This window comes from Hydrogenophaga sedimenti (genome assembly GCF_051857515.1).
In the GTDB taxonomy this organism is placed as follows: Bacteria; Pseudomonadota; Gammaproteobacteria; order Burkholderiales; family Burkholderiaceae_C; genus Hydrogenophaga.
Genome location: NZ_JBPZHA010000004.1, coordinates 85,157 through 102,944, shown reverse-complemented (window position 1 = coordinate 102,944; position 17,788 = coordinate 85,157). Strand labels below are relative to the sequence as shown.

Annotated in this window: 18 protein-coding genes; 9 read left to right on the top strand and 9 right to left on the bottom strand. The window is 68.9% G+C overall.

The window, feature by feature from the left end; genetic code table 11:
- Nucleotides 1-26 precede the first annotated feature (26 nt).
- From ACS5NL_RS07770 to ACS5NL_RS07755, 4 genes are all read left to right on the top strand, one after another.
- On the top strand, nt 27-887 hold the full coding sequence (locus tag ACS5NL_RS07770; protein WP_439353472.1) for a formate dehydrogenase accessory sulfurtransferase FdhD: 861 nt from the start codon (nt 27-29) through the stop codon (nt 885-887).
- 54 nt (nt 888-941) lie between these two features.
- On the top strand, nt 942-1,574 hold the full coding sequence (gene upp / locus ACS5NL_RS07765) for a uracil phosphoribosyltransferase (protein WP_439353157.1): 633 nt from the start codon (nt 942-944) through the stop codon (nt 1,572-1,574).
- Between the two features lie 171 nt (nt 1,575-1,745).
- Entirely contained in the window at nt 1,746-4,277 is a 2,532-nt protein-coding gene (locus ACS5NL_RS07760; protein WP_439353156.1) for an ABC transporter permease, read from the top strand.
- Nucleotides 4,278-4,289: 12 nt separating this feature from the next.
- The gene (locus ACS5NL_RS07755) at nt 4,290-4,697 is read left to right on the top strand and encodes a group II truncated hemoglobin (RefSeq protein ID WP_439353155.1); all 408 of its coding nucleotides are present in this window, start codon (nt 4,290-4,292) and stop codon (nt 4,695-4,697) included.
- Here ACS5NL_RS07755 and ACS5NL_RS07750 read toward each other — a convergent pair.
- From ACS5NL_RS07750 to radC, 3 genes are all read right to left on the bottom strand, one after another.
- Complete coding sequence (locus ACS5NL_RS07750; RefSeq protein WP_439353154.1) at nt 4,660-5,298, bottom strand: DUF4124 domain-containing protein; 639 nt, start codon at nt 5,296-5,298, stop codon at nt 4,660-4,662. The two genes, ACS5NL_RS07755 and ACS5NL_RS07750, sit on opposite strands and share 38 nt — an antisense overlap.
- 66 nt (nt 5,299-5,364) lie before the next feature.
- Nucleotides 5,365-6,006 (bottom strand): Smr/MutS family protein, encoded by a 642-nt coding sequence (locus ACS5NL_RS07745; RefSeq protein ID WP_439353153.1) that lies wholly within the window; start codon nt 6,004-6,006, stop codon nt 5,365-5,367.
- A gap of 31 nt (nt 6,007-6,037) precedes the next feature.
- Nucleotides 6,038-6,730 carry a RadC family protein gene (radC, locus tag ACS5NL_RS07740; RefSeq protein ID WP_439353151.1) on the bottom strand — a complete coding sequence of 231 codons (693 nt, stop codon included), beginning with the start codon at nt 6,728-6,730 and terminating at the stop codon, nt 6,038-6,040.
- 120 nt (nt 6,731-6,850) lie between these two features.
- On the opposite strand from radC, the gene ACS5NL_RS07735 reads away from it, so the two are divergent.
- Together ACS5NL_RS07735 and ispH are read left to right on the top strand one after the other, a co-directional pair.
- Entirely contained in the window at nt 6,851-7,297 is a 447-nt protein-coding gene (locus tag ACS5NL_RS07735; protein ID WP_439353150.1) for an FKBP-type peptidyl-prolyl cis-trans isomerase, read from the top strand.
- Entirely contained in the window at nt 7,297-8,262 is a 966-nt protein-coding gene (ispH, locus tag ACS5NL_RS07730; RefSeq protein ID WP_439353149.1) for a 4-hydroxy-3-methylbut-2-enyl diphosphate reductase, read from the top strand. Before ACS5NL_RS07735 ends, ispH begins: the two co-directional genes overlap by 1 nt.
- A gap of 9 nt (nt 8,263-8,271) precedes the next feature.
- Here the strand turns inward: ispH and ACS5NL_RS07725 are convergent, their stop codons facing one another.
- Entirely contained in the window at nt 8,272-9,399 is a 1,128-nt protein-coding gene (locus ACS5NL_RS07725; RefSeq protein ID WP_439353147.1) for a branched-chain amino acid ABC transporter substrate-binding protein, read from the bottom strand.
- A gap of 117 nt (nt 9,400-9,516) precedes the next feature.
- Here ACS5NL_RS07725 and serS point away from each other — a divergent pair, with 117 nt between their 5' ends.
- The gene (serS, locus tag ACS5NL_RS07720) at nt 9,517-10,842 is read left to right on the top strand and encodes a serine--tRNA ligase (RefSeq protein WP_439353145.1); all 1,326 of its coding nucleotides are present in this window, start codon (nt 9,517-9,519) and stop codon (nt 10,840-10,842) included.
- Nucleotides 10,843-10,930: 88 nt separating this feature from the next.
- On the opposite strand, the gene ACS5NL_RS07715 is transcribed toward serS, so the two are convergent.
- The 3 genes from ACS5NL_RS07715 to ACS5NL_RS07705 all read right to left on the bottom strand — a co-directional run bounded on the left by ACS5NL_RS07715 (nt 10,931) and on the right by ACS5NL_RS07705 (nt 13,303).
- A complete protein-coding gene (locus ACS5NL_RS07715; protein ID WP_439353144.1) occupies nt 10,931-11,146 on the bottom strand; it encodes a hypothetical protein in 216 nt (71 codons plus the stop codon).
- Between the two features lie 97 nt (nt 11,147-11,243).
- A complete protein-coding gene (locus ACS5NL_RS07710; RefSeq protein WP_439353142.1) occupies nt 11,244-12,107 on the bottom strand; it encodes a peptidoglycan DD-metalloendopeptidase family protein in 864 nt (287 codons plus the stop codon).
- Nucleotides 12,104-13,303, bottom strand: coding sequence for a Gfo/Idh/MocA family protein (locus ACS5NL_RS07705; protein WP_439353141.1), 1,200 nt, complete (start codon nt 13,301-13,303; stop codon nt 12,104-12,106). Before ACS5NL_RS07705 ends, ACS5NL_RS07710 begins: the two co-directional genes overlap by 4 nt.
- Nucleotides 13,304-13,330: 27 nt before the next feature.
- On the opposite strand from ACS5NL_RS07705, the gene ACS5NL_RS07700 reads away from it, so the two are divergent.
- Nucleotides 13,331-14,038 carry an SOS response-associated peptidase gene (locus ACS5NL_RS07700; protein ID WP_439353139.1) on the top strand — a complete coding sequence of 236 codons (708 nt, stop codon included), beginning with the start codon at nt 13,331-13,333 and terminating at the stop codon, nt 14,036-14,038.
- Between the two features lie 47 nt (nt 14,039-14,085).
- Here the strand turns inward: ACS5NL_RS07700 and ACS5NL_RS07695 are convergent, their stop codons facing one another.
- Both ACS5NL_RS07695 and ACS5NL_RS07690 read right to left on the bottom strand, forming a co-directional pair.
- Nucleotides 14,086-14,577 carry a DUF1097 domain-containing protein gene (locus ACS5NL_RS07695; protein ID WP_439353137.1) on the bottom strand — a complete coding sequence of 164 codons (492 nt, stop codon included), beginning with the start codon at nt 14,575-14,577 and terminating at the stop codon, nt 14,086-14,088.
- Between the two features lie 268 nt (nt 14,578-14,845).
- On the bottom strand, nt 14,846-15,388 hold the full coding sequence (locus tag ACS5NL_RS07690) for a DUF4399 domain-containing protein (protein ID WP_439353135.1): 543 nt from the start codon (nt 15,386-15,388) through the stop codon (nt 14,846-14,848).
- Nucleotides 15,389-15,631: 243 nt separating this feature from the next.
- Between ACS5NL_RS07690 and ACS5NL_RS07685 the strand changes: the two genes are divergently transcribed.
- On the top strand, nt 15,632-17,776 hold the full coding sequence (locus tag ACS5NL_RS07685; RefSeq protein WP_439353134.1) for an Ig-like domain-containing protein: 2,145 nt from the start codon (nt 15,632-15,634) through the stop codon (nt 17,774-17,776).
- The last annotated feature ends 12 nt before the right edge of the window (nt 17,777-17,788 follow it).

Genomic DNA, 17,788 nt, shown 5'->3' with positions numbered 1-17,788 from the left:
TGAACCTGGCCGAACTGCCCACGGTCATGGCCTCGGTGCTGGAGGCCGGCCCCCGGCCTTCGCTGCCGCGCCTGACACAGGCGCGCGCGGACCTGACGCGCGAGGTCTCGGTGGTGGATGAGACGGGCCAGGAAAGCCGCATCCGCATTCCGGCCGAACGCGATCTCACGGTGTACGTCGACAAGCGCGAGCTGGTCACACTGATGACCCTGGGCGCCCACCCCGAGTGGCTGGTGCTGGGCTATCTGCTCAACCAGCGGCTGGTGGGATCGGTACAGGAAATCGAATCCATCAGCGTCGACTGGGACGTCGGCGCCGCCGCCGTCGTCACGCGCCAGGGCATCGACCGCATCGAGGAGCGCACGGCGCGCCGGGTGGTCACCACCGGCTGCGGGCAGGGCAGTGTGTTCGGCGGGCTGATGGACGATGTCGACCGCATCCAGCTGCCACCGCAGGCGCGCCTGCGGCAGTCGCAGCTGTACGAGATCGTCAACACCATCCGTCTGCACGACAGCACCTACAAGACCGCCGGTTCGGTGCACGCCTGTGCGCTGTTCGCCGGCGAGCATCTGCAGCTGTTCGTGGAAGATGTGGGTCGCCACAACGCGGTCGACACCATCGCCGGCTGGATGGCGCTGCAGCCGGCGCTTCCCGCGGGCGAGCGGGTGTTCTACACCACGGGTCGGCTGACCAGTGAAATGGTCATCAAGTCGGCCCAGATGGGCGTGCCGGTGGTGATCTCGCGCAGCGGCACCACCGAGATGGGTCTGAACGTGGCCGAGCGCGTCGGCCTGTGCGCCATCGGTCGCGCCAAGCACCGGCACTTTCTCTGCTACACGCACCCCGAGCGGATCGTGTTCGACGTGCCGCCGCCCGCGGCGGCATAAACTCGTGGCACCGCCAGCCGCCGGGCTGGCCTCCAACCCCTTCGAGTTCCGTTCATGAGCCGCGACGTCCACATCATCGATCACCCCCTGGTCCAGCACAAACTCACGCTGATGCGCCGCAAGGACACCAGCACCAAGAGCTTCCGCGAGCTGGTGCACGAACTCTCGGCCTTGCTGGCCTACGAGATCACGCGCGACATGCCGATGCACGAGATCGAGATCGAGACGCCGCTGGAGACCATGAAGTCCCGCGTGATCGACGGCAAGAAGATCGTGCTGGCCTCGATCCTGCGCGCGGGCAACGGGTTCCTGGACGGCATGCTGCAGGTGATTCCCGGCGCGCGCGTGGGCCACATCGGCCTGTACCGCGACCCCGCCACCCTGCAGGCGGTCGAGTACTACTTCAAGATGCCCAGCGGCATGGAAGAGCGCGACGTGATCGTGCTCGACCCGATGCTGGCGACCGGCAATTCGGCGGTGGCGGCGGTCGAGCGGCTCAAGGCCACCAAACCACGTTCGATCCGTTTCGTCTGCCTGGTGACCTGCCCGCAGGGCATCAAGACCTTCCACGATGCGCATCCCGACGTGCCGATCTACACCCCGGCGGTCGACCGCGAGCTGAACGAGCACGGTTACATCGTGCCGGGCCTGGGCGACGCGGGTGACCGGATCTTCGGCACGAAATAAGGCCCACCCCCGCGCCGCGCCTGCGGCGCGTCACCCCCTCAAGGGGGCAACGCGTGCGGGCCGGCGGAGCCGGACCCACCGCGTTCTCGAATGGGTCACGCGCTTCGGCGGGCGCCTAGCGCCAAACCGCAGCGGTCTGCTGGGGTGATCCGCTTGGGGTAAGGTCTGCCCATGCAAACGGTTCCTGTGTCTTTCTGGTCTCTTGGCTGGCGGTCGCTGTGGCGCGACTGGCGGGCCGGGGAGTTGCGGCTGTTGCTGCTGGCGGTGACGCTGGCGGTGGCGGCGCTGACGGCGGTGGCGTTTTTCGCCGACCGGCTGCAGGGCGGCCTGCAGCGCGATGCGCGGGCGCTGATCGGTGGCGACGCGGTGATCCAGAGCGACCAGCCGGCACCGCCGGCTTTTGCCGCCAAAGCCAGGGCGCTGGGCCTGCAGTCGGTGCAGACGCTGAGTTTTCCGACCATGGGCCGGGCGCGCGACGAAGACGGTGGCGCGGCGCGGCTGGTGGCGTTCAAGGTGGTGGCGCCGGGCTATCCGCTGCGCGGTGGCCTGCGGGTGGCCGACGGGCCGGACGCGCCCGAAGTCACCACGCGCGACATTCCTGCGCCGGGCACGGTGTGGGTCGACGCAGCCCTGCTGTCGGCGCTGGATCTGAAGATCGGCCAGCCGCTGCTGCTGGGCGACGCGAGCCTGACGCTGGCCAAGGTGATCGTGGTCGAGAGCGACCGCGGTGCGGGTTTCATGAGCTTTGCGCCGCGCGTCATGATCAACGCCGCCGATCTGGCCGCGACCGCGCTGGTGCAACCGGCCAGCCGCGTCGGCTACCGGCTGGCGCTGGCGGGCCCGGAGCCCGCGGTGAAGCAGTACGTCACCTGGGCCGAGGCAGAGATCAGGAAGCCGGGCGTGCGCGGCCTGCGGCTGGAGTCGCTCGAAGGCGGCCGGCCCGAGATGCAGCAGACGCTGGCGCGCGCTGAAAAATTCCTCAACCTGGTGGCCCTGCTGGCGGCGCTGCTGTCGGCGGTGGCGGTCGCGATCGCGGCCCGCGGTTTTGCGCAGCGCCATCTGGACGACTGCGCCATGTTGCGCGTGCTGGGCCTGTCGCAGGGCGCGATGGCGCGTGCCTATGCCTTCGAGTTCATCGCGGTGGGGCTGGCCGCGAGCGCGCTGGGCGTGCTGGCCGGTTTCGCGTTGCACTACGTGTTCGTGCTGCTGCTGGCCGGACTGGTGGAGTCGGCGCTGCCGGCCGCGAGCCTCTGGCCGGTGCTGCTGGGCCTGGGCATGGGACTGACGCTGATGGTGGCCTTCGGCTTGCCGCCGGTGCTGCAGCTGGCACAGGTGCCGCCGCTGCGCGTGATCCGCCGCGATGTCGGCCAGCTCAAGCCGGCGACGCTGGTGGTGCTGGGGCTGGGCGTGGCGGGGTTTGCGGTGCTGCTGCTGGCGGCCAGCCGCGACCTCAAGCTCGGTGGTATCGCGGTGGGCGGATTCGCGGCCGCGGTGGCGGTGTTCGCCCTGGTCAGCTGGGTCGCTGTCCGGGTGCTGAGGCGCAGCGTCAACGAAGCGACCGCGCCGCGCGCGCTGGTGCTGGCCACGCGCCAGCTCTCGGCCCGGCCGGCCTACGCGGTGGTGCAGATCAGCTCGCTGGCGGTCGGCCTGCTGGCGCTGGTGCTGCTGGTGCTGCTGCGCACCGACCTGATTTCCAGCTGGCGCAACGCGACACCACCCGACGCGCCCAACCGCTTCGTGATCAACATCCAGCCCGAGCAGGGCGATTCCTTCCGGCAGGCGCTCGCCGCGGGAGGTGTGGCGAAGTTCGACTGGTATCCGATGATCCGCGGCCGGCTGGTGAGCGTGAACGAAAAACCGGTGCGGCCCGAGGACTACGCCGCCGACCGGGCGCAGCGCCTGGTTGAGCGCGAGTTCAACCTGTCGAACACGGTCGAGAAGCCGCCGCACAACGAGGTGGTGCAGGGCCGCTGGACGCCGGAGGAGGCGGGCGGTCTGAGCGTGGAAGAAGGGCTGGCCAAGGAGCTGGGCCTGAAGCTGGGCGACCGGCTGGGCTTTGACATGGCGGGCATGCCGGTCGAAGGCAAGATCACCAGCCTGCGCAAGGTCGACTGGGGCTCGATGCGGGTCAATTTCTTCGTGATCTTCCCGGTGGCGCACCTGCCCGACCTGCCGACGACCTACATCAGCGCCTTTCGCGTGCCCGAGACCGACAAGCGCTTCGACAACGCCCTGGTGCGGCAATTCCCGAACATCACCAACGTCGACATGAGCCAGACCATCGCGCAGGTGCAGCGCGTGCTGGGCCAGGTGATCCGCGCGGTCGAGTTCCTGTTTGCCTTCGCGCTGGCGGCTGGGCTGGTGGTGCTGCTGGCCACCATCACCGCCACCCGCGGCGAGCGCGAGCGCGAGTTCGCGGTGCTGCGTGCGGTCGGGGCCAGTTCGAAGCTGCTGCGCGATGTGCAGCGGGTCGAGCTGCTGGGTGTCGGGGTGCTCGCGGGCGTGCTGGCCTCGGTGGTCGCGATCGGCGTCGGCTGGGCGCTGGCGAAATACGCTTTCGAGTTCAGCTGGCAGCCCTCGCCCTGGGTGCCGCTGGCCGGAGGGCTGACCGGTGGCGTGCTGGCGCTGGCGGCGGGCTGGTGGGGGCTGCGCAGCGTGTTGCGCACGCCCGTGGTCGAAACCCTGCGGCGTGCCGCAATCTGAATCCCGCAAACCATGGACGAACAAGCCACCCCTGTCTCTCCTGCCACCCCGTTCGAATGGATCGGCGGCGAAGCCCGCGTGCGCGCACTGGTCGACCGCTTCTACGACCTGATGGACATCGAGCCCGGCTACCACGAGCTGCGGCTGGCCCACGGCACCACGCTGGACGACGCGCGGCAGAAGCTGTTCTGGTTTCTGTGTGGCTGGCTGGGCGGCCCGTCGCACTACGAAGACCGCTTCGGCCACCCGCGCCTGCGCATGCGGCACATGCCGTTCAAGATCGGCATCGTCGAGCGCGACCAGTGGCTGGCCTGCATGGACCAGGCGATGGGCGAAACGGGGGTGCCCGAGGACCTGCGGGTCCGCCTGAAGGACAGCTTCTTCAAGACCGCCGACTGGATGCGCAACACGCCGGCCTAGCCGCCGTGTCGTCGTTCTCGCAGCGCATGCCCATGACAGAGCTGCCGTTGGCGAGGATGCGGGTGTTCATCAGGTACTTGGCCGTCGCCTGGGTGCCGTCGGCGTTGATCTGGATCTGCAGCCGGGTGATCGTGCTCTGTGAACCCAGGCCGGCCGCGCGCATCGCATTGGCCGAATCCCGCTGCAGCTTGCAGATCTCGTCGCGACCACCGGAGTTCTTGATCTCCGGTGACTTGCTGCGGTCAATCATCGTGAAACTCAGGTCGGGTGCGGCGAGGGCGCATTCGCTGGCGAAGTCACCGCGGTCACTGTTTTCCCGGGTGCGCTGGAGCACGCTCTCGACCACCGCCGTGGTCAGCCTGTCCACCCGGGCCACAGGGGCCGCCGGTGCGGCCGGCATGGCCGGCGCAGGGGCTTCCTTCTTCGGCTCGGGCGGGCGGATCGTCACCTTCGGCAAGTCGGTCCGGCAGTCGGTGTCGGAATAGACGATCTGTCCACTGGCGTTCTTGCACTTGTACAGCGGCGCGGCCGCAGCGGCGGACGGCGCGAGGGCAACGAATCCGAGCACGGCGAGCAGTGGCGCGGGAAAACGAAGACGCATGGCGAAAGGCTCCCTGATGTTTTGGCGCCCGCACTATAGCCGGCGGCGTCGGCGGGGCGCCTGCCTTCAGCGTCCCACCGGCTTGAGCAACACCACCAGCGCACCCGCTCCACCCTCGGCCGGTCGCGCCTGCACGAAGGCCAGCACTTCTTTCTTCTGCACCAGCCAGCGCAGCACGCGGCCCTTGAGCACCGGCGCGCGCCCAGGCGAGCCCAGTCCCTTGCCGTGCACCACGCGCACGCAGCGCAGGCCCAGGTGGTGGGCGTCGCGGATGAACTTGCCCAGCGCTTCGCGCGCTTCATCGACACGCAGGCCGTGCAGGTCGATCTGGGTCTGGATGCTCCAGTGGCCCTCGCGCAGCTTGCGCGTCACGTCCGGCCCCAGGCCGGGGCGGCGGTAGCTCAGCTGTTCGTCGGTGTGCAGCAGGGTCTCGACGTCGAACTCGTCGGACAGTGCTTCGCGCATCACCGCGTTTTCATCGAGCTGGCGCTGCCGCGGCTCGGGCGGCACTGCGATCGGCGGGTGCACCACGCGCCGGGCGGCGGTCAGCGGCTTCACCGGTCCGACGGCCAGCTCGAACAGGCGCTTCTCGCGGTCCTGCCTCAGCGCCCGCAGGCGCTCGGCCTCGCGCGCCGCCGTCTCGGCGGCCACCCGCTGGGCGATCACGTTTTTCACGGCCTTGAGTTCTGCGAGCGAGCGGACCTTCATGGCCCGGATTCTCGCGCAGGCGCAAAGGCCTTCAGACCAGACCGAGCTCTGCCATGGACGCCGCGTTGTCGCGGGTCACGATGAAGTGGTCGAGCACGCGCACGTCCACCAGCGCCAGCGCCGCCTTGAGCGACTGCGTCAGCGCCTCGTCGGCACGCGAGGGCCGGGCTTCGCCGCTGGGGTGGTTGTGCGCGAGCACGACCGAGGCCGCGTGGTGGTGCAGGGCGCGCAGCACGACTTCCCGCGGATAGACCGAGGTCTGGCTGAGGGTGCCGCGGAACAGTTCCTCGAGCGCGATCAGCCGGTTCTGGCTGTCCAGGAACAGCACGCAGAACACCTCGTGCGCCCGGGCGCCGAGTTGCAGCTGCAGGTAGTCGCGCACCGCGCGCGGGCTGTCGAACAGCGGCCGCTGCTGCAGCTCCTGCGCCAGGGCACGGCGGGCCAGCTCCAGCACGGCGACCACCTCGGCGCGTTTGGCCGGCCCGAGACCCTTGACGACCTTGAGCGCGTCGGCACCGGTGTGCAGCAGGCCGCCGACGCCGCCGAAGCGGTCGAGCAGTTCCTGGGCGAGCTGGATCACGTGTTTGCCGCTGATGCCGGTGCGCAGCAGCAGGGCCAGCAGCTCGGCGTCGCCCAGCGCGCCGGGGCCGCGCGCGAGCAGCTTTTCGCGTGGCCGCGCGTCGGCGGGCAGGCTCTTGAGTCCGGTGGCGGCAAGGCCATTCATGTGGTGTGCTCCCTGGGTCTGGCCGGTTTTTACAATACGGCTTGTTGTCGGGCAGTCACGGATCGGGCGTTTTCCGTGCGTAGGTGCCTTCCGAGCCCGTGTTTCATCCCCCTTTTGTCCATGCCGCACATCCAAAAAGGTTCGTTCCTGACCCTGCACTACCGCATGTCGGGTCCCAACGGCCAGGTCATCATCAACACCTTCGAGGGCCAGCCCGCGACCCTGAGTCTGGGCGCCGGAGAGCTCTCGCCCGCCATCGAGCAGCGCCTGATCGGGCTGGAAGAGGGCGTGCACACGACCATCGAGCTGGCACCCGGCGAAGCCTTTGGCGAGCGCCAGCCCGAGATGGTCCAGTGGGTCGCTCGCAAGCTGCTGAACCAGCTGGGCGACCCGCACGAGAAGTACGCGGTGGGCGACGTGGTGCAGTTCCCGACGCCGGACGGCCTGGGCAGCTACGCCGGGTCTGCCGTCGAGGTGGCCGAAGACGGCGCGGTGCGTTTCGACTTCAACCACCCGCTGGCCGGCCAGCCGGTGAGCTTCGAGGTGAAAGTGATCGGGGTGTTGTGATGAGCCAGTTGCAGGATGTTCTTCTGGCCGAGCCGCGCGGTTTCTGCGCCGGCGTCGACCGCGCGATCGAGATCGTCGAGCGCGCCCTGGCCAAGTTCGGCCGGCCAATCTATGTGCGCCACGAGATCGTGCACAACACCTATGTGGTCAACGACCTCAAGGACAAGGGCGCGATCTTCATCGAGGACCTGGACGAAGTGCCTCCGGGCGCGACGCTGGTCTTCTCGGCCCACGGCGTGAGCCAGGCGGTGCAGAAGGAAGCGGAGCAGCGCGGCTTCCGCATCTTCGACGCCACCTGCCCGCTGGTGACCAAGGTGCACGTCGAGGTCGCCAAGCTGTTCAAGGAAGGCTACGAGTTCCTGATGATCGGCCACAAGGGCCACCCCGAGGTCGAGGGCACGATGGGGCAGCTCAGCGAGGGCATCCACCTGGTCGAAGACATCGACGATGTGGCCAAGGTGAGTCCGCGCCAGACCGAACTGCTCGCCGTCGTGACGCAGACCACGCTGTCGGTCGATGACACGGCGGGCATCCTGGCCGCCGTCAAGGCGCGTTTCCCCAAGGTGCGCGAGCCCAAGCAGCAGGACATCTGCTACGCCACGCAGAACCGGCAGGACGCCGTCAAGCTGCTGAGCCCGCAGGTCGACATCGTGATCGTGGTGGGCAGCCCGACCAGCAGCAACAGCAACCGCCTGCGCGAGGTCGCGCACCGGCTGGGCACGTCGGCCTACATGGTCGACAACGCGGGCGAGTTGAAGGCCGAATGGTTCGAGGGCAAGCAGCGCGTGGGCCTGACGGCCGGCGCCTCGGCGCCCGACATCCTGGTGCAGCAGGTGATTGAACGCCTGCGCGAACTCGGCGCGATCTCCGTGCGCAAGCTCGACGGCATCACCGAAACGGTCAAGTTCCCGCTGCCCAAGGGCCTGAAGATCGAGGGCGACGGCGCCATCGACCATCTGCACTGAGCGGACTCTTTAGCGAAGAGCCTGCTTGAATTTCAGGACACCGTTTTCCGCTTCGTAGAGGTAGGCCGGCGCCAGCGTGTTGTCGCCCCGGGCGTCGAAGGCCACCGGTCCCTCCCCGCCAACCAGGCGACCACCTGATTTCAGATGGTCGCGGACAAGTGCCCGATTGCCGTTTCCCTGTTGTCCCAACGTTTCAACCAACAGGGTCACGGCATCAAACGCCGATGAAGCCGCATCGCCGGGAGGCTTGCCGTACTGGCTTTGGTAGGTCTGTGCAAAGGCCGAGTCGGAGGGTGGGACAGAGTCCTTGCGGTCCTGGCTGGTGCAGACCAATGTCATGCCCAATCTCGCTGTTTCCTGAGCCATGGGGTCACTGCAGACCCCGTCACCTGAGACGATGGTCCAACGGACATTGCGGGGCAGTCGCCCGACGACTTTGATGGCAAACCGGTCCATGCCGCCGAGGTAGAGAACCGCAGCGGAGCCCCCGACAGTTTGCAGGCCGGACAGATCGCCATCGCCGTTGAGTCCCAGGTTCAGGGGGGCGACATCCTGCCCAGAGAACGATCTGTGCGCGCTGGAAAACCCGTTTGCGGTGAGCTCGCCGTAGGCTGTGTCATCGTATGCAAACAGCGCTGGCTGGTCCTGAAAACGTCCGGACAACACCCGGTAAGTGTTTCGGGCGAGCTGCTCGTCGTCCATGGCCATCCGGAGGGTCCATCGATGGCCCGAGCGCGTCAACAAAGGGTTCGTTGCGGCAAGGGACACATTGAGCAGGCCGGCCTGTTCGTAAATCGTTGCCGCAGGCATGGCGGTGCCGGAGTTGATGCCGCCCACGACGGCATCGTAGTGACCGTCGGCGACGATGGTCCTGGCCACGGTTTGGGCAGTTTCCGGATTGGCCTTGTCGTCAAAGAAATCCAGCCTCACCTTGAACTTCCCGCCCGCAGGTCTGTCAGGCGAGGACTTCAGTCGGATGGCGCCCGCTTTGGCGCCGAGCGCTGCGCCATTGAGAGCCTCTTGTGCGACATGGCGTATCGGGGAGCTGAGGGGAACCACCACCGCGATTCGCAGGTCGGGCGCTTCGTCTGCATGTGCCGAGAGGGTGCTCAAGGCGAGCAGCAGCAAACTTGTCATCGGTTTCAATGGAGTCCTCCCCGGAGTTCAGGCGCTGTTGGCATTCAGGTGGCCTGCCCTCGGCAGTCTAACGGCGTGAAAAGGATGCCCGCCCTTGGGAAACCTACAATCCCACCCATGCTAGACATCCTCCAACTCCGCAAAGACCTGGACGCCGTGGTGGCGCGCCTGGAAACCCGCAAGAACCCGCAGCCCTACCTCGATGTGCCCGCCTACCAGGCGCTGGAAACCGAGCGCAAGACGCTGCAGACCCGCACCGAAGCCCTGCAGGCGCAGCGCAACAGCCTGTCCAAGCAGATCGGCATGCTCAAGGGCAAGGGACAGCACGCCGAGGCCGACGCGGCCATGGCCCAGGTCGGCGAGATGAAGGCCGAACTCGAAGCCTCGGCCACGCGACTGGAGGTGATCCAGGGCGAACTGCAGGGCCTGCTGCTGGCCGTGCCCAACCTGCCGCACGAGAGCGTGCCGGTGGGCGGCGACGAACACGGCAACGTGGTCGTGCGCAGCTGGGGCACGCCCCGGACCTTCGACTTCACCGTGCGCGACCATGTGGACATCGGCGAACAGCTGGGCCTGGACTTCGACACCGGCGCCAAGCTCGCTGGCTCGCGCTTCACCTTCATGCGCGGCCCGATCGCCCGCCTGCACCGCGCGCTCGCCCAGTTCATGCTCGACACGCAGACGCAGGAACACGGCTACACCGAGTGCTACACGCCCTACATCGTCAACGGCGAGACGCTGCGCGGCACCGGTCAGCTGCCCAAGTTCGAAGCCGACCTGTTTGCCGTGAAGAAGGGTGGCCAGGAGGGCGAAGAGATGCCCGACACCCAGGCGCTGTACCTGATCCCGACCAGTGAGGTGACGCTGACCAACGTGGTGCGCGACACCGTGCTGGCCGAGGCCGATCTGCCGATCAGGATGACGGCCCACACCCCGTGCTTCCGCTCCGAAGCCGGCAGCGCCGGGCGCGACACGCGCGGCATGATCCGCCAGCACCAGTTCGACAAGGTCGAGATGGTGCAGATCGTGCACCCCGAAAAGAGCTACGAAGCGCTGGAGGAAATGACCGGCCACGCCGAAGCCATCCTGCAGAAGCTGGGCCTGCCTTACCGCGTGATGAGCCTGTGCACCGGTGACATGGGCTTTGGTGCCAGCAAGACCTACGACCTGGAGGTCTGGGTGCCCGCGCAGGGCACCTACCGCGAGATCAGCTCGGTGTCGAACTGCGAAGCCTTCCAGGCCCGCCGCCTGCAGGCCCGCTTCAAGAACGCGCAAGGCAAGAACGAACTGGTGCACACCCTGAATGGCTCCGGCCTGGCCGTGGGCCGCGCACTGGTGGCGGTGCTGGAAAACAACCAGAACGCCGACGGCAGCGTGACGGTGCCCGAAGTGCTGCGGCCCTACATGGGCGGCCTCGAACGCATCGGCGGCACGGCGGCCTGAGCGTCCAGCACACGCCGCGGAACCGGCTCCGCCGGGCCGGTGGCGTGGCCCCCTTGAGGGGGTGACGCCGCAGGCGGCGCGGGGGTGGTCACTTCAGCCGGAACCCCTTCGCCTGCATGCAGTGCTTGAGCAGCTCCTCGGCCTGATCGCCCTTGATCTTGGCCAGGCCCGTCTGGAACTTGCATTCCGAGATGAAGTTGGCGGTGTCGAAGTCGCTGACACCTTCCTTGGTCCAGCGCTGCTCGGTGGAGGCGCACGCGGTCAGCGCGGCCACGGCGGATAGGCAAAGCAGCGGACGGAACAACGGCGACTCCGGGCAGGAAAAGGTGATCGGGGACTGACCGCCTGATTTTGCCGTGGCGACCGTGCCCGCCGCCCCACGGACCGGGCCGAAATCGGGCTCAGGCGTGAATAAACAACGCCGGATCGACCGAAACGCGGTTCAAAACCACACCCCAGTGCAGGTGCGGGCCGGTGACGCGGCCGGTGGCGCCCACGGCCGCCAGCGCCTGTCCCTGCGCCAGCCGGTCGCCGACGCGCACATCGATGCGGCTGAGGTGGCACAGCATCGAGAACACACCACCGCCGTGGTCGATCCACACCGTCTGGCCGTTGAAGAAGTAGTCGCCGGTGTCGACCACCTCGCCCGCCAGTGGCGCACGCACCACCGTGCCAGTGCCGGCGGCGATGTCCATGCCGCTGTGCGGCTGTCGGGCCTCGCCATTGAAGACGCGCCGCAGGCCGAACGAACTGGAACGTGTGCCGCCGACCGGGGCCTGCATCCGCAGGTTGGTGGGCAGCGGCTCGGAAAAACGCGCCATCACCAACTGCTGCCGTGCGCGCTCGCGCTCGTGCCGGGCCAGGTCCTCGGGCGAGAGTTCGACGGTGCGCGGCGCCACCTTCAGGCGCTGCTGCGCGTAGGACTTGGGTGCGATCTGGTAGGCCACCCTGCGCCGGCTGCCGTCGGCAGCCTCGACCACGATCTGCGCCGGGCCGGGTGCCGCCGACAGCGGAATGCCGACCAGCGCGGTCCAGCCGACCGGCGAACCCACGACCAGCAGCCGTGCATCGTCGGACCAGGCCGTGGGGCGGTCGGCCGCCGGGCCCAGCGGGAGCAACGCCACGCCGCCGGGGACCGCCGAAGCGTCGGGCCACTGTGCCTCTGCCTCCGGGGCCGCGCGACCCGCCGTGGGCCAGACCGTGCCGGCCCAGAGCGCGGCGATGCCGGCCAGCAGCCGGCGGCGATGTGGTGCGACCGAGTTCATGCGGTGGTCCATGTGCCACCGGCCTGTGCCGAGCGGATCACCGCATCGACAAAGCGCATGCCCATCCAGCCGTCGTGCGCATTGGGGAAGTGCAGGGCCAGGGGATCGGGCGCCACGCCAGCCCGGCGCGCTGCAATCGCTTCGGCCGCGTCGGAGTACAGGTTGGCGAAGGCCTCGGGAAAGCCTTCGGGGTGGCCGGCGGCGACGCGGGTGCTGCGCTGCGCCAGCGGCAGCGTGCCCGGGCCGCGCGGCGTCAGGCGCTGTGCGGGCGCGTCCAGCGGCTTGAAGTCCAGCACCTGCGGGTGTTCCTGCTGCCATTCGAGCGTGCCGCGCGAGCCGCTGACGCGGATGCGCAGGCCGTTCTCGACACCGGCGGCGGCCTGCGTGACCCAGAAGCTGCCGCGCGCCCCGCCCTGCAGGCGCAGCAGCACGCCGGCGAAGTCGTGTGCCGTGCGGTCGGGCACGACGCAGCCGAGTTCGGCCGCGAGCTGTTCGACCTCCAGCCCGGTGACGAAGCGCAGCAGGTGGTGGGCGTGGGTGCCGATGTCGCCCATCACCAGCGAGGGGCCGCCGCGCGCCGGGTCGGTCTTCCAGGCGGTGCGGCCCGGGCCGGGCTTGGCGCGCCCGCCCTGCACGTACTCGACCTGCACCAGCCGGACCTCGCCGAGCTGGCCGGCCGCGACCATGGCACGCGCCTGGCGCGCCATCGGGTAGCCGCTGTAGTTGTGCGTCAGGCAGAACACGCGGCCGCTGGCCTGCGCCTTCTCGCGCAGCTGCGCGGCTTCGGCCACGGTGTTGGTCATCGGCTTGTCGCAGATGACGTCGAAGCCGTGGTCCAGGGCGGCCATGGCGTAGGGAAAGTGGCTGTCGTTGGGCGTCATGATCGCCACCACATCGGCGCCGTCGGCGCGGGCCGCTTCGGCCGCCAGCAGGGCCAGCGCATCGGGATGGCAGCGGTCCGGCGCCAGGCCGAGCGCCGTGCCGGCCGCGACCGAGCGCTGCGGGTCGGACGACAGGGCGCCGGCCACGATCTCGTAGCGGTCGTCCAGGCGCGCGGCCTGGCGGTGCATGGGGCCGATGAACGAACCGGCGCCGCCGCCGATCACGGCCAGGCGCAGGCGGCGGCCCAGCAGGGCGACCACGGGGTTGAGATGGGGTGCGGCAGAAGCAGGGGCCGACATGGAAGCAGAGGTCATGGTGGCCCGTGTTCTACCATCGATCGCATGACTGTTCATTTCGAGACCCTCCACCCGGCCCAGCTGTACACCGATGTCTTTGGCGTTCCCGCGCCCGACACGCCCGTGGGGCGCGAGCTCTGGCCGCGCCAGCAGGGCGCGTTCGTCCGACAGCGGCGTGAACCGGTTTCCCCCGGCGAAGCGACCCCGGGTGCGACCGATGCCGAGGGCGGGCCGACCGCACCGGTGCTGGAATTGCAGGTGGGTCAGTTCGGCCTGGTGCCGCGCTGGGTGAAGTCGGCGTCGGACGCCAAGCTGCGCTCGCCCAAGCTGGTGAACGCGCGCAGCGAGACGCTGACGACTTCCAACAACCTGCGCGAGGCCTGGCTGGCCGGGCAGCGCTGCATCGTGCCGATGCAGGCATTCTTCGAGGACGACTGGCGCAGCGGCAAGGCGGTGCCCACACGCATCACGCGGGTCGATGGCCAGCCCATGGGCGTGGCCGGTGTGTGGGAGCGCTGGGTCGGGGCCGACGGCACCGAGATTGTCAGCTTCACGCTGCTGACCGTGAACGCCAACAGCCACGCGCTGCTGCACCGCTACCAGCAGCCCGGCGCCGAGAAGCGCATGCCGGCGATCCTCAACGAAGGCGGTTACGGCGCCTGGCTCAACGCGGGCCATCCGGAGAAGGCGCGCGAGTTCCTGCGCGCTTACCCGGCCAACTGGCTGACCGCCAATCCGGTGCAGAAAAAATAGGGCGCCGCCGCCCCTGACCGAAGCGGCGGCGCCGGGACGGGGCCGCGTCAGGCGGCGGGTTTGGTGAGCTTGCCAGCCACTTGCTCGGACAGCCAGCCGAACAGTGCGCCCACGACGATCGAGAGAATGGTCGGCACGATGGCGGTGGTCGGAGTCATGTCCTTGCCCAGCAGGATCAGACCGGCCACGGTGGCGAAGCCGTAGACGCTCGACGGGATGGTGGACAGCACCGGAATGTGCGCGGCCAGCACGATGACGGCGGCGCCGATGCCCACGGCGACCGGTGCGGCCAGGCCACCCAGCGCACCGAGCTGGCCGATCAGCAGGACCGAGGCCATGCCCACGACAGCGCCGAAGGACATGCAGACCACGGTCTTGACCAGGCCGTCGCGCTTGCCGCCGTTGTGGAAGAAGCTGGCCCAGGCCACGAAGGCCTGCCAGACCTGCATGTGGAACGCGGCCAGCGGCCCCAGGAACAGCCAGGTGGCGACGACGGCGAGCAGGCCGATGGAGATGGCCAGTGCAAACAACAAACTCATGAATGTCTCCTCGTTGGTGGTTGGAAATCACCCGCTTCCGTGGGGAGCGGGTGTCACCAACGAGTCAATTCCCGTGCCATGCCGCGCGGGCATGGATCAATTTGAGAGCGCTGCTGATTTGATTGGGGAAAGGGCGGAAAACCGCCGCGGTACATGACGCGCTGCACCATGTACCGCCGCCATCTTTCTGCCACACCGGGTGTGCGCGAACGGAACAGGGCGTGACGAAAAAAGACCAAGGCGCAGGCGCCGTGGTCGCTCCAAGGGCTTACTTCACCGTGATGGTGATGCGCTCGCTCGCGACCACCGGGTGGTGCGGGATGTGGTTCTGGTCGCCCAGCACCAGCTGCAGCGTGTGCGGTCCCGGCTTGAGGTCGAGCGAGACCTCGGTCTGGCCGGCGCCGAAGTGGCGGAAGTTTTCGTTGGCCGGCAGCGGGGCGTTGGCGTCCCACTCGCTGACGTCCACCAGCAGGTGGTGGTGACCGGTGCCGGCCTTCTCGATGCCCGCGGGCGCCACGCCCATGCCGCTGAGGCCGAACACCACCTTCACCGGGCCGCTCACCGTCGCCCCGTTGGCGAGGTTCACGAAATACAGCCTGGCCGCCGCCGGCGACTCGACCTTCTTGTAGCCGCTGGCCAGCGCGGGCGTGCTCTCGGTGACCTTGGCGGGCGTGGTGGCCGCGGCGTTGGGGGCCATCGGGCCGTGCATGGCGCCATGCATGGCTTCGTGGTCGTGGCGCATGCCGTGGCTGCAACCGGCGAGCGCAATGGCGGCAACGGTGCTGGCGAGGGTGAGGCGGATGTGTGGCAAGGGTTCTCTCCTGAATGGGCTGTTGGAAGCGCCAGCATACGGAGGGAGCCCGCGCCGTGAAGCAGGCTTTACCCATGGATACATCCCGGCGGGGTTTTCGGGGGATTTGCCCCAGCCGCCGCTGGCGTCCTCAGGGAAAACGCGAAGAGCTCTGGCTCTTGTCGGCCGACCGGCGTACAACGGCGTGCGGAACTTCACACCAAAGACCTCCCGGCCCGGGCGGTTGCCAACAGGAGACTTCAGATGACGCCTTTCCACGCCCGCCGGTTCACGGCGGTCCTGTCGTTCGCGCTGATCCCGGTGGCCGTCTGGGCCGACGGCGTGTCGGTGCGCAGCGACGACAGCGCCAGCCCCTTCCCGAGCAACCGCTACACGGTGGCCGACTTCGGCAACGCGACTTTCCGCCGGGTCAACCTGCCCAGGCCCGACTGCGCGGTGCGCGTGAGCGACTGCCAGGACATCGACGTCATCAACACACTCGACGGCTTCTCGACCCAGCCGCGCATCACCGTGCCGTTCACCGGCGACATCGACCTGTCGAGCGTCAACAGCGACACCGTGTTTCTCGTCAACCTCGGCGACACGCAGACGCTGCGCGGCTTCGGCGAGAAGGTGGGCATCAACCAGATCCTCTGGGACACGGCGGGCAAGACCCTGGTGTTCGAGCCCGACGCCCTGCTGGCCGAACATGCGCGCTACGTGCTGGTCGTGACCAACGGTGTGCGCGATGCCCGCGGCAAGCGCATCAAGACCAGCGACGCGATGGAGGTGCGCGGCCTGCGTGGCTTTGACAAGCGCGGCGGCGACCACGACCGCGACGCGCGGGAGGCGGCCAGCAGCGTGCGTATGGGACGCGGGCTGTCGGTGGCGGCGGCCTCGCTGTTCACCACCCAGAGCGCGACCGGCGACCTCGTGAAGATCATGCGGCAGATCAAGGCCGGCACACCGGCGCCGGCCAGTTTCCTGATCGGTTCGAACAGCGGCGGCGCGGTGCGTGCCGTGTTCCCGGTGTCGGGCATCACGGGCGTGGCGTTCAACCGGCAGACCGGTGCGGGCGCCGCTGACCTGACGCTGCAGCCGGTGCCGCTGCCCGCGCTGCAGGCCATCCCCGGCGCGGTGGGCCAGCTCGCCTACGGCCAGTACAGCTCGCCCAACTACCAGACCGCCGGTCAGGTCATCCCCGCCACGCCGACGCTGAGCGGTCGCCCGGCGCCGCAGGGCACGCAGAACCTGGTGTTCCAGCTCTTCCTGCCGGCCGGCGACAAGCCCGCGGGCGGCTGGCCGGTCGCGATCTTCGGCCACGGCTTCACCGACAGCATGTACGGCGCGCCGTGGACGGTGGCCTCGGTGTTCGCCTCGCGCGGCATCGCCACGCTGTCGATCAACGTGGTCGGCCACGCGGGTGGCGCGGCCGGCCGGTTGGCGATCGCGCAGGGCGCCGGCGAACCGGTGATCGTGCCGGCCGGCGGGCGCGGCTTCGACCAGGACGGCAATGGCGCCATCGACTCGACCGAAGGCGTGAACGCCGCCGCGCCGCGCAGCATCGTCAGCAGCCGCGACGGCCTGCGCCAGACCGTGGTCGACCTGATGCAGCTGGTGCGCCAGGTCGAGGTCGGCATGGATGTCGACGGCGACGGCAGCGCCGACCTCAACGCGCAGCGCATCTACTACGCCGGCCAGTCCTTCGGCGGCATCTACGGCACCATGCTGCTGGGCGTCGAGCCCAACATCAAGGCCGGCGTGCCCAATGTGCCGGGCGGCTCGATCACCGAGGTCGCGCGCCTGGGCGTGTTCCGTGGCCTGACCGGTCTGGCGCTCGCCACCCGCACGCCGCAGCTGCTGAACCTGCCGCCGTCGGCGTCGCTGCCGGTGCCGTTCAACTTCTTCGAGAACATGCCGCTGCGCGACCTGCCGCCGGTGGTCAACAACGTGCCGGGGGCGATGGAGATCGCCAAGGTGCTCGACCGCTTCGAGTGGGTGCAGCAGGCGGGCAACCCGGTGTCGTATGCGTCGCTGATCCGCCAGCAGCCGCTGCCGGGCAGCGCGGCCAAGCCGGTGATCCTGCAGATGGCCAAGGGCGACCAGACCGTGCCCAACCCGACCAGCAGCGCCATCGTGCGCGCCGGTGGCCTGCAGGCGAACACGACCTACTACCGCAACGACCTTGCTTATGCGGCGAATCCGGCGGTTGGCAAGAATCCGCACACCTTCCTGACCGGGCTGGCGAGCGCGGCGACGGCGCCGATGGCAGTGATGGCGCAGTCGCAGATCGCCGTGTTCTTCCAGAGCCACGGCACGGTGGTGATCGATCCGGACGGTGCCGCAGGGCCGCTGTTCGAGGTGCCGATCGCGCTGCCGCTGCCCGAAGCGCTGAACTTCATTCCCTGACCGCCTGGCGCC

Coding starts and splice junctions, on each gene's coding strand:
- ACS5NL_RS07710 (WP_439353142.1), bottom strand. CDS start 12,107: ATGAACTCGGTCGCACCACATCGCCGCCGGCTGCTGGCCGGCATCGCC.
- ACS5NL_RS07695 (WP_439353137.1), bottom strand. CDS start 14,577: ATGAGTTTGTTGTTTGCACTGGCCATCTCCATCGGCCTGCTCGCCGTC.
- serS (WP_439353145.1), top strand. CDS start 9,517: ATGCTAGACATCCTCCAACTCCGCAAAGACCTGGACGCCGTGGTGGCG.
- ACS5NL_RS07700 (WP_439353139.1), top strand. CDS start 13,331: ATGACTGTTCATTTCGAGACCCTCCACCCGGCCCAGCTGTACACCGAT.
- ACS5NL_RS07705 (WP_439353141.1), bottom strand. CDS start 13,303: ATGACCTCTGCTTCCATGTCGGCCCCTGCTTCTGCCGCACCCCATCTC.
- ACS5NL_RS07735 (WP_439353150.1), top strand. CDS start 6,851: ATGCCGCACATCCAAAAAGGTTCGTTCCTGACCCTGCACTACCGCATG.
- ispH (WP_439353149.1), top strand. CDS start 7,297: ATGAGCCAGTTGCAGGATGTTCTTCTGGCCGAGCCGCGCGGTTTCTGC.
- ACS5NL_RS07725 (WP_439353147.1), bottom strand. CDS start 9,399: ATGACAAGTTTGCTGCTGCTCGCCTTGAGCACCCTCTCGGCACATGCA.
- ACS5NL_RS07770 (WP_439353472.1), top strand. CDS start 27: ATGGCCTCGGTGCTGGAGGCCGGCCCCCGGCCTTCGCTGCCGCGCCTG.
- ACS5NL_RS07745 (WP_439353153.1), bottom strand. CDS start 6,006: ATGAAGGTCCGCTCGCTCGCAGAACTCAAGGCCGTGAAAAACGTGATC.
- ACS5NL_RS07750 (WP_439353154.1), bottom strand. CDS start 5,298: ATGCGTCTTCGTTTTCCCGCGCCACTGCTCGCCGTGCTCGGATTCGTT.
- radC (WP_439353151.1), bottom strand. CDS start 6,730: ATGAATGGCCTTGCCGCCACCGGACTCAAGAGCCTGCCCGCCGACGCG.
- ACS5NL_RS07755 (WP_439353155.1), top strand. CDS start 4,290: ATGGACGAACAAGCCACCCCTGTCTCTCCTGCCACCCCGTTCGAATGG.
- ACS5NL_RS07760 (WP_439353156.1), top strand. CDS start 1,746: ATGCAAACGGTTCCTGTGTCTTTCTGGTCTCTTGGCTGGCGGTCGCTG.
- upp (WP_439353157.1), top strand. CDS start 942: ATGAGCCGCGACGTCCACATCATCGATCACCCCCTGGTCCAGCACAAA.
- ACS5NL_RS07685 (WP_439353134.1), top strand. CDS start 15,632: ATGACGCCTTTCCACGCCCGCCGGTTCACGGCGGTCCTGTCGTTCGCG.